The organism is Thioalkalivibrio sp. XN8 (assembly GCF_011058255.1).
In the GTDB taxonomy this organism is placed as follows: domain Bacteria; phylum Pseudomonadota; class Gammaproteobacteria; order Steroidobacterales; family XN24; genus XN24.
In genome coordinates, this window is the sequence record NZ_JAALFH010000021.1 from 1 (window position 1) to 9,595 (window position 9,595).

Consider the following 9,595-nt stretch of genomic DNA (forward strand, 5'->3'; position numbering starts at 1 on the left):
CGGCCGGCTCGACCACCGGTCGCGACGGCCCGCGCGACGCCACGGAGACCGGCAGCGGCGAGGCCGCGGCCGCAGGCGGCCTGCCGGGGGCGAATCGCGACTATGCCGCCACGGTGCTGGCCTGGCTCGAGCGCCACAAGCATTACCCGCGCCGGGCGCGCCTGCGGCGCCAGGAAGGGACGGTGCTGCTGTATTTCGTGGTCGATCGCGCCGGCACGGTGCTCGAGTACCGGCTCGAGCAATCCAGCAGCTACCCGGTGCTGGACCAGGAAGTGCTGGCAATGATCGAGCGCGCCCAGCCCTTGCCGCCCATGCCGGACGAACTCGGCCAGGAGCGGCTCGAGCTGATCGTGCCGGTGGAGTTCTTCCTGCGCTGAAGGCCGGCCGGCGGGTGCGCGCGCATCGTGGCCCGCGATCCGGCGCTGCCGGCTGGTGGGCATGCTCTGGGGCTGAGTCGCCGCTCGCTACTCGTAGTGGGTCCACATCCGCAGCACCTTGACCACGCGCTCCTCGTCGAGAATCTCGTAGACGAGCCGGTGCTGGATGTTGATGCGGCGCGAGTACGCGCCGGCCAGGTCGCCGACGGGTTTCTTCAGGGGCGGCGGGTTCCGCAGCGGGTCTTCCGCCAGCAGCGCCAGTAGTTCTTCAGCCCTGGGCTTCAGGCCGGCGGCTGCCAGTTTCTTTGCATCCTTTAGCGCGTGTCGCGTGTAGACGACGCGCCAGCTCACCAGTCAGGCGCCTCGGCACACTCGTCGATCGGCATCTCCATGCCCTGGCGGATTGATTCGCGCATGCCGGGAACGGACAGCAGGAAGAGCGTTTCCTGGATCGCCTCCCAGTCCTCCTCGGACACCAGCACCGCATTGTTGCGCTTGCCGGAAATTCGTAACGGCTGGTGCGACGCGGCCGTCTCGTCGATCAGCCGGTAGAGATTCGCGCGCGCCTCGCTGGCAGTGATACCGGGCATTTCATCTACCCTCCGGACTGGGACGGAGCCATGGTACGCGATCACGTACGTACGTCAAGTGGTACGGACACGTCCTGTCGCATGGTACGACGAGCCCCGGGGGGCTGCGACGATCGGGATTCTCTGGCGTTATTGCAGAAACGCCTTCACTGCAGCCCGCGCGCCCATGTCCTAGGCTTTGGCCATGCCTGCCTTCCGCACCACGGTCTTCGGCGGCACCGGCTTTCTCGGCAGCCGCATCGCCCGCCACCTCGCCGAGGCCGGCGGGCGCGTGCGCATCGTGGCCCGCGACCCGGCGCTGCCGGACTGGGCCGGCGCCGGGCACGAGCTCGAGCTGGTCGCCGCCGACATCACCGACCCCGGCAGCTTCGCGCCCGCCCTGCGCGGCGCCGACGCGGTGGTGAACGCGGTCAGCCTGTACGTGGAGAAGCGCGGCGGGCCGACCTTCGAGGACGTGCATGTGCGCGGCGCCGCCGACCTGGCGCAGCATGCCGGGACGCACGGCGTGACCCGCCTGCTGCATGTCTCGGGCCTCGGCGTGGAACCGGAATCGCCCTCGGCTTTCGTGCGCGCGCGCTGGCGCGGCGAGGAGATGGTGCGCTCGGCCTTCCCCGCGGCAGGGATGCTGCGCCCCAGCGTGCTGTTCGGCCGCAACGACGCGCTGCTGGAGGGACTGGAGTTCGCCACCCGGATGCCCGTCGTGCCGCTGTTCGGCAGCGGCCGCGTCCGGCTGGCGCCGGTGCTGGCCGACGACCTGGCCGAGGCGGTCAAGCGCCTGCTGGCCGACGAGGACCCGCCCGCGCCGGTCCATGAGTTCGGCGGCGGCGAGACCCTGAGCTATCGCGAGCTGGTCGAAGGCGTGCTCGCGGCGCATGGCCGGCGCCGGCTGCTGATGCCGCTGCCGATGTTCGCCTGGCGCATCCTCGCCACCCTGATGGGCGTGCTGCCCAACCCGCCGCTGACCTACGACCAGGTGGTGCTGATGGCCCGCGACAACGTGCCGCGCGGCGACCGGCCCGGCTTCGCCGATCTCGGCATCGAGCCGCGCGGGGCGCTCGAGTGGTTAGACAATCACGCCAGTTCGAGCACCGCGCGGCGGGTTGCCTGAGGCAGGTCGGCCACGACGAAGCGATCGGCCGGGTAAAGATAATCCTCCCCGGACTCGTCCACGATTCGCAGCTGCCCCTTGCTCTCCGCCGTCGAGTCAGGAAGAGCCACGTAGATCTTCAGGCGCTCGAGCGACGCCTCGCAACCCGCGTTGTCGAGGCAGATGAACAGGCGCTTGGATGTGCTTGTCATTTCGTTCTGCTCTCAGAAGAGCCGCTTGATCTTGAATTCTCGCCGGCCGATGCCGGCCGCCTCATACCAGTGGAGTTCAGCAAGCAGAGTTTCACCATCCGGCAGTCGTACTTCAGCATAACCTTTTCGCTTGCGCCACCGGCCTTGACCATAGCGCTTGCGCAGACGAGGCAACTCCCTGATGCCGCGCCCGCGAGCGATCGTCTCGATCCCCAGGATGTCGCTGACGATATCGAAATCCATCCCGGGAAGTGTTCATCTCGGCTCGCAAGGCCGACACCCGGAATAAATACAGATCCCCGCGAGAAAGCCCCCGGATGCCTAGGTGCCGCCCTCCTCCGACGGCGCCAGGTCGAGATCGATAGAGCGCGCGGCCTGCTGCGCGAGTCCCATGCCGGCCTGGCGCATGGTGAGGTAGGTCTGGGTCGCGCCGGCGCTCTTGAGGCGCTCGAGGTGCTCTTCGAACAGGGCATGCGAGACGATCGGGCCCTCGAAGCCCTTGCGGCGCAGCGCGCGGGCGGCGAATTCCTTGGCCTCGACGCTGTCCATGGCGAGGATCACGGCTTCGAGGTGGGAGACGTCGAGCCCGCGCCAGAAGCCCGTGTCCTCGACGTCGGCGAACAGCACGTTGCGGCCGGCCTCCCGGTGACTGTCGATCTTGTAGGGGTCGGCGTCGATGGCGACGATGCGGTCGCACGACGGGCGCAGGTGCTCGTAGGCGGCCGTCCCGGTGCGACCCATGCCGAGGATCAGGATGCGGGCGTTGCCGAGGTCGGTCGGCAGCTCGTCGACGTGCACCTTCGAGGGCTCGAAACGTTCCAGGCGGCGCTCGAGGCGGTCGAACAGCGCCGGGGCGAAGCGGTTGATCGGGGCGGCGACGATGAAGGACAGGCTCACGGCCATGGCCAGCGGGACCAGCCACTCGGGCAGCACCGCCGCGGCCACGATCAGGCCGAATTCGCTGTAGGCGGTGAGGCTGGCCGCGGCCATGAAGGCGGTGCGCGCGCGCAGCCGGAACATCAGGAGGATGAAGAAGAACAGGAGGCCCTTGAGCGGCAGGACCAGCCCGACGGCGAGAGCGAAGGCGAGCTCGCCCCAGCCCGGCAGGCCCGACATGCCGATCTGCAGGAAGAAGCCGACCAGGAACACTTCCTTCAGCGCCCAGATCGCCTCGGCCAGTTCCTTGGACCGCTGGTGGGTGGACAACAGCAGGCCCATCACCAGCGCGCCGATCTCGGAGCTCAGGCCCACGCTCTCGAAGCCCATGCCGCCCAGCACCAGCGCGAACAGCATGCCCATCAGCACCAGCAGCTCGTCGTGGCCGGTGAAGTCCAGCAGCCAGTGCAGCGCGGGGCGCAGGAACGGCAGCGCCAGCAGGCCCAGCGCCCACGGCGTCGGCGCCTGGCCGCCCCAGATGGCGAGCACCACCAGCGCGATGATGTCCTGCACGATCAGGATGCCGATTGCGGTGCGGCCGTAGAAGGCGCCGATGTCGCGCTTGGCCTCGAGGATCTTGGCCGAGAACACGGTGGAGGAGAACGACAGCGCGATGCCCAGCAGCAGGGCGGTGTTCCAGTCGACCTGGAGGAACAGGGCCAGGCCGAGGGTGAACACGGTCGTGCTGATGCCGAAGTGGATCAGCGCCCCGCCGAGCACCTGCGGCTGGGTGATCTGCCCGAGCCGCAGCTTCAGCCCGACGGCGAACAGCAGCATCAGCACGCCCAGGTGCGCGACGTACTTCAGGATGTCGCCGCTTTCCTCGGGCAGGCCGAGCGCGGGGCCGAAGAAGTTGATGGCGAAGCCGGCGGCGAGGAAGCCGACCAGCGGCGGCAGCCCTACCTGCTTGACGGCCAGCCCGAAGAAAAAGGCGAAAGTGACGCAGATGACTTCGAACATGGCTCCGGTGCTTCCTGCTCCCTGGCTGTCATTCTATAACTGTGCGTAGGCCGCCCGCACCGCGTCCGTGCCGAACTCGCGCTCGAGCCGCCGCACCGTGAAGTGCCCGCGCGCCATGCGCTGGTAGTGGGCGATGAACAGCGCGTTGATGGTGGCGCCGCCGAACGCGCCGAGCAGCGGCACGGCCTGGGCCACGAGTTTCTTCGAGGCCACCACCGAGAACCGCGCCGCCACCAGCGAGATCAGCCGCGCGATCACCGGGGCGCCCTTGGCGGTGACCTGGCGCGCCGCCAGATGCTTCGCCGCGTCGCTCACCGCCTTCGCCAGCCCGGCCCGCACCGCGAAATACCCCGTCTCGGCCGCGTCGTCGCCCGTGCCCCGGCCGCCCAGCGCCAGCACCTGGATGCACTCCATCTTGGTCTCCGGATCGCGCAGGTTCTCGCCCTCGCTGCGGGCGATGTCGGCGATCGAGCGCAACATGATGGTGGTGGCCAGCGGCAGCTCCAGGAACAGCGCGGGCAGGCCGAAGGCGCCGCCGACCGCGCCCGAGAGCATCGCCGCCGCCTTGTGGCCGCGGTTCGAGGGCTTGCCGCGCGGCCGGTCGCCGAGAGTGTAGAGCGCAGTGCCGAAGGCCTTCTCGATGCCCTTGCGCGCCAGGTAGCCGACGAAACGGGCCAGCGGCCCGGGCAGGGCCCGCAGGCCCTTTTCCACCGGCGCGCCGATGACGCCGCTGACCCGCACCACCAGGCCGGGCTTCTCCAGCAGTTTCTTCGCCCGGCGCAGCTCGGCGAGGTCCTGGGACGCGAGAGTCATGGTGTTGTGCGCGTCCTCCAGCTTGGCCCCTCATCAGAACCGGCGCGCGAACTTCAGCTGCACGCCGTGCTGCTCGGTGTCGCCCGACAGTTGACCAGCGTACTCGAACTTCAGGCCGAAATCGCGCCCGCGCACCAGGTCCACGCCGAGGGCGACGTCGAGATAGGTCTCGTCGAGCTCGCCCGTGGTGCGGAACGGCGCCACGCCGGCCGGTGCGCCCTCGAGGGTGGCCGTGATCTCCGGCGTGCCGGACAGGTAATGGATCGCGCCGAGGCGGCCGTAGAGCCGGGTGAACCCGGCCTCGTCCGCCTGCACCTCGACGCCCAGCTCTACCGCCGGGTTGACGCTGGTGTAGGTTTCGCTGCGCGAGGCCACGACCAGGTTCGCGCCGCCGGCGCCGCGCTCGCGGAAGCCGTGGAAGTCGGCCCAGGTCACGTTGGCGTCGAGCATCGGCTTGAAGTACCAGGCGTCGCGCTCGACCGTGTAGGCCAGGCGGCTGCGCAGCGCCACGAACCGCATGTCCTGCCGGCTCGTCGCCACCACGCCGGGGTCCGGCTGCTCGACGAAGCGCTCGGCATCGTACTGGCCGAAGCCGACCGTCAGGCCGGCCGCGCCCAGCCAGTTGCCGGCCAGCTGCTTGGCCATCAGCCCGCCCTGGAAGCGGTCGAGGTCGGTGCGGGCCAGGCCGTCGCTCTTCAGCCGGCCGGTCTCGTAGGACAGCGCCGCGCCGACGAACAGGTTCTCGCTGACCTCTTCCTGGGCGCCGCCGGCCACGTTGATCACGTCCTCCTCGAAGCCCGGGACGTCGCCGACCCGGTCCTGGGTGAGCCGGCGTCCCGCCAGCCGCAGCCAGCTGCAGTCGGTCTCGCCGCTGAAGCGGTACAGCCCGCCGTGCTGCCGGCAGCTCAACAGCCCGTCGGCGAACTGCTGGTTCGCCGCCAGCGTGGCGTTGCCCGGGCCGAAGTGCGGCGCCGGGCTCAGCCGCTCGTAGAACTCGCCCACCGCCTCGCCGTCGGGCAGCGTGAACAGCTGCGCCGCCAGCGGGGCGAAGGATGCGGAGCCGCCCGCGGCCTGCAGGCGGTTGACGTAGTCGCCCAGCGCGCCCTGGTTCTCGCTGAGCCCTTCCGGCGCGCTGAAGTCCACCAGGTAGTGGAGCACCAGCCCCTCGTCCGCATCGAACTCGAGCTCGTAGCTGACCACGGCGGACGCGGCGGTCTGCAGCGCCAGTCCCTGGTCGACCAGGCCGCCACCCGCGGTGAGCAGCACCAGCGAGTGGCTGCCCGGCATCACGTAGCCGATGTCGAGCATCCGCACCCCGAGCAGCCCGTCGAGGCCGGCGTCGCCGCTGACGCCGAGGTAGTCGGCCGTCATGTTCCGCGTGTCCAGGTCGATGGACAGCGCGCCCGCGCCCGTCTGCAGCAGGTTGCCGCCGATGGCCGTGCTCGCCACCACGCCGTCGCCGCCCGGCGACAGCCGCCCGGCATTGGTCAGCGTGTTGCCGGCGCCGAGCTCGATGCCCGCGCCCGTGTGGAGCACGCCGCCGGTGTGGTTGACCAGGCTGTTGCTGCCCGCGCCGAGATCGACGGCGCCGTAGAGCGCGCCGTGGTTGTCCAGCGCCTCGTTGCCCGCCCCCGCGATCACCGCGAGATCGCTCAGCGCGCCGACCGTGCCGTAGTTGGCGATGGCGTTGTCGATGCCGTCCAGCACCCGCACGCCGGCGCCGTTGCCGCTGCCGCCGAGGACGGAGCCGCCGGCCTCGACCCGCACGCTGACGTTGCCATGGTTGCCTTCCGCGCCCGCGCCCCCGCCGACACTCTGGGCCAGGATGCCGCTGGCGTCGGCGCCGGAGGCCTGGATGCGGCCGTCCACCGTGACCGTCACCTGGCCGGCCGCGGCGCCCGTCTCGACGCTGCCGCCCGCGCTCTGGGCGAAGATGCCGTGGGCTGCGTCGCCGCTGGTGACGATGTCGCCCGCGTGGCTGACGCTGACTTCGCCGCCCGCGCCGGATCCGCCGACGCTGCCCGCAAAGGCCACGCCGCCGACGTTGCCGATCACGCCGCCGCCCCCGCCCACGCTCTGGGCAAAGATGCCGACCGAGGCCTCGCCGCTGGTAACGATGGCGCCGCTGCTCTCGACGTTGACGAAGCCGCCGGCGCCGTCGCCGCCGCCTTCGCGCTGGTACTCGAAGCCGAGGCCGATCTGCAGCGGGTCGGCAAGGCCGCCCTCGACGCTGCCGGCCTGGCCGCCGCCGCCGCCCACGCTCTGGGCGTAGATGCCGCTGGCCGCCTGCCCCGCGGTGTAGATGTTGCCCGAGTGCAGCACGTCCACCCGGCCGCCGTCGCCGGCCGCGCCGTCGGCGCCGCCGAGCAACAGGTCGCCGATGACGCCGATGCCGACCCAGGCTTCCTCGGCCGCGCCGTTCTCGTCCTCCTCGCCGCGCGCCCGCGCGTACAGCTGCGCCTCGCCGCCGCCGCCGCCCACGCTCTGGGCGTAGATGGCGTGCGAGGACAGGCCGCGGGTGGTGATATCGCCGAGATTGTCGATGAAGACCGCGTCAGCATCGCCGCTCACGCCGTCGCCGCCGCCGACCGTCAGCGAGCCGCTCTTCGGCAGCAGCGCCGTCGGGTTCTCGATGATGCCCTTGATGGCGAAGGCGGTCTGGATCGGGCTGAGCGCCTCCAGCGCGTCGTCCACCCAGTTGATGCCGGTGCCCAGCACGCCCTGCGCGCCGCTGCCGCCGCCGCCGCCGATGCTCTGGGCGAAGATGCCGCGCGACAGCGCGCCCTCGGTGTAGATCGTGCCGCGGTTGGTCAAGGTGACGCTGCCGGCGTCGTTGCCGCCGCCGCCGGAGCCGCCGACCGCCACGTCGAGGCCCCAGTTGTCGCCCTGCATGTCGGCCCAGGGCATCAAGTCCCCGGTCGAGAGGCTGAGCGCCGCGGCGCGACCGCCGCCGCCGCCGCCGCCACCCACGCTCTGGGCGAAGATGCCGTGGGACTGGGCGCCGAAGGTGCCGAGGTCCGCGGCGTTGTCGATCACGACGTTGCCGGCGGTGTTGCCGTCGCCGCCGCTGCCGCCGACCGAGAGGCTGACGTTCAGGCTGTTGCCTTCGGGCTGCTCCTCGCCGTCGCCGTTGCCGTCCTCGCCCGGCTTCGGCCGGTCGACGTCGATGTTGATGGCCGTGCTCGAGCCGCCCGTGCCGCCGCCGCCGCCGATGCTCTGGGCGTAGATGCCGTGGGCGTCGTCGCCGCGGGTGGTGATCAGCCCGTCGACCGGCTGCCCGGCGCTGCCGACGAAGACGTCGCCGCCGATACCGCCGTCGCCGCCCGAGCCGCCGACCGCCACGCTGGCGTTGACGTTCCAGCCCTGCTCGCCGGTGACGCCGAAGCCGACGCTGACGGCCGAGCCGCCGCTGCCGCCGCCGCCGCCCACGCTCTGGGCGAAGAGCCCGTGCGCATCCTGGCCCGCCGTGTGGATCTCGCCCCCGCTGTCCACCCGGACGGTGCTGCCGTCGCCGCCGCTACCGCCGCTGCCGCCTACCGTCACCGCGATGCTCTTGGCTTCCTTGCCGCCGAAGGAACCCGACAGCGCGAAGCCGCCGTTGCCGCCGCCGCCCCCGATGCTCTGGGCGATGATGCCGCCGGCGTCCTCGCCGGCCGTCCGGACGTTGCCGGTGTTGACCACGCTGACCGCGCCGCCATCGCCGCCGTCGCCGCCGCTGCCGCCGAGGCTGAGGCTGCCGCCCGCGCTCTTGGCGGCCGTGCCGGCGACGCTGAAGCCGCCGCTGCCGCCGCCGCCGCCCACGCTCTGGGCATACAGGCCGACGGCGCCTTCGCCCTCGGTCAGGACCAAGCCGCTGCTGGTGACGTCCACGCGCTCGGCCGTGCCGCCGCCGCCGCCGCTGCCGCCGAGGCTGAGGCTGCCGGCGCCCGTGCCGGCGAAGGCCGTGGCGATGCTGAAACCGCCCTTGCCGCCGCCGCCGCCCACGCTCTGCGCGAACAGGCCGTGGGACTCCAGCCCGAGCGTGTGGATGTCGCTGCTGCTGTTCACCCACACCTGGCCCGAGTCGCCCCCGTCGCCGCCGCTGCCGCCGAGGCTCACGGCCCCGCCGCCGGTGCCGCCCAGCGCGCCGGCGATGCTGAAGCCGCCGCTCCCGCCGCCGCCGCCCACGCTCTGGGCGAACAGGCCGATGGCCTCGTCGCCCGCCGTGGCGAGGAAGCCGTGGCTCTCGACGTCGACCCGCTGGCTGTAGCCGCCGCCCCCGGCGCTGCCGCCGAGGCTGAGGCTGCCGGCGCCCGTGCCGGCGCCGACGCCCGCGAGGCTGAAGCCGCCGCTGCCGCCGCCGCCGCCCACGCTCTGGGCAAAGAGGGCGTGGGCTTCCGTGCCCAGGGTGTAGATGTCGCTGTGGGAAACGACTCCGACCTCGTGTCCGTACCCGCCGGCATCGCCGGCGCCGCCCATACTGAAAGTGCCCGCGCCCGTGCCGGCGCCGGAGCCGGCCAGGCTGAAGCCGCCGCTGCCGCCGCCGCCGCCGACGCTCTGCGCCAGCAGGCCGACCGCGCCCTGGCCCGCCGTGGACAGCAGGCCGTGGCTCTCGACGTCCACGCGCTGCGCGTTCCCGCC

At 71.9% G+C, this 9,595-nt stretch carries 9 protein-coding genes; 2 read left to right on the top strand and 7 right to left on the bottom strand.

Annotated features, from left to right (window positions below; all coding sequences use genetic code 11):
• On the top strand, window positions 1–377 hold a 377-nt coding region (locus tag G6N75_RS02805; RefSeq protein ID WP_165346556.1), incomplete at its 5' end, for an energy transducer TonB.
• Between the two features lie 87 nt (window positions 378–464).
• Here the strand turns inward: G6N75_RS02805 and G6N75_RS02810 are convergent.
• Window positions 465–728, bottom strand: a complete 264-nt coding sequence (locus G6N75_RS02810; protein WP_165346557.1) for a Txe/YoeB family addiction module toxin — start codon at window positions 726–728, stop codon at window positions 465–467.
• Complete coding sequence (locus G6N75_RS02815; RefSeq protein ID WP_165346558.1) at window positions 725–967, bottom strand: type II toxin-antitoxin system Phd/YefM family antitoxin; 243 nt, start codon at window positions 965–967, stop codon at window positions 725–727. Before G6N75_RS02815 ends, G6N75_RS02810 begins: the two co-directional genes overlap by 4 nt.
• 184 nt (window positions 968–1,151) lie before the next feature.
• Between G6N75_RS02815 and G6N75_RS02820 the strand changes: the two genes are divergently transcribed.
• Window positions 1,152–2,075: a complex I NDUFA9 subunit family protein gene (locus tag G6N75_RS02820; RefSeq protein WP_165346559.1), complete on the top strand. Its 924-nt coding sequence runs from the start codon at window positions 1,152–1,154 to the stop codon at window positions 2,073–2,075.
• On the opposite strand, the gene G6N75_RS02825 is transcribed toward G6N75_RS02820, so the two are convergent.
• The 5 genes from G6N75_RS02825 to G6N75_RS02845 all read right to left on the bottom strand — a co-directional run bounded on the left by G6N75_RS02825 (window position 2,039) and on the right by G6N75_RS02845 (window position 9,577).
• The gene (locus G6N75_RS02825; protein ID WP_165346560.1) at window positions 2,039–2,266 is read right to left on the bottom strand and encodes a hypothetical protein; all 228 of its coding nucleotides are present in this window, start codon (window positions 2,264–2,266) and stop codon (window positions 2,039–2,041) included. The genes G6N75_RS02820 and G6N75_RS02825 overlap by 37 nt on opposite strands.
• Before the next feature lie 12 nt (window positions 2,267–2,278).
• Window positions 2,279–2,509, bottom strand: a complete 231-nt coding sequence (locus G6N75_RS02830; protein ID WP_165346561.1) for a hypothetical protein — start codon at window positions 2,507–2,509, stop codon at window positions 2,279–2,281.
• 78 nt (window positions 2,510–2,587) lie between these two features.
• The gene (locus G6N75_RS02835) at window positions 2,588–4,162 is read right to left on the bottom strand and encodes a cation:proton antiporter family protein (protein WP_165346562.1); all 1,575 of its coding nucleotides are present in this window, start codon (window positions 4,160–4,162) and stop codon (window positions 2,588–2,590) included.
• A 33-nt stretch (window positions 4,163–4,195) separates the two neighbouring features.
• A complete protein-coding gene (locus tag G6N75_RS02840; protein WP_165346563.1) occupies window positions 4,196–4,975 on the bottom strand; it encodes an EcsC family protein in 780 nt (259 codons plus the stop codon).
• Between the two features lie 33 nt (window positions 4,976–5,008).
• Window positions 5,009–9,577: an autotransporter outer membrane beta-barrel domain-containing protein gene (locus tag G6N75_RS02845; RefSeq protein WP_206202886.1), complete on the bottom strand. Its 4,569-nt coding sequence runs from the start codon at window positions 9,575–9,577 to the stop codon at window positions 5,009–5,011.
• Window positions 9,578–9,595 lie beyond the last annotated feature (18 nt).

Bases quoted from the DNA above. Each gene is read 5' to 3' on its own strand.
- G6N75_RS02815 (WP_165346558.1), bottom strand. From the start codon at position 967: ATGCCCGGTATCACTGCCAGCGAGGCGCGCGCGAATCTCTACCGGCTG.
- G6N75_RS02820 (WP_165346559.1), top strand. From the start codon at position 1,152: ATGCCTGCCTTCCGCACCACGGTCTTCGGCGGCACCGGCTTTCTCGGC.
- G6N75_RS02825 (WP_165346560.1), bottom strand. From the start codon at position 2,266: ATGACAAGCACATCCAAGCGCCTGTTCATCTGCCTCGACAACGCGGGT.
- G6N75_RS02830 (WP_165346561.1), bottom strand. From the start codon at position 2,509: ATGGATTTCGATATCGTCAGCGACATCCTGGGGATCGAGACGATCGCT.
- G6N75_RS02835 (WP_165346562.1), bottom strand. From the start codon at position 4,162: ATGTTCGAAGTCATCTGCGTCACTTTCGCCTTTTTCTTCGGGCTGGCC.
- G6N75_RS02840 (WP_165346563.1), bottom strand. From the start codon at position 4,975: ATGACTCTCGCGTCCCAGGACCTCGCCGAGCTGCGCCGGGCGAAGAAA.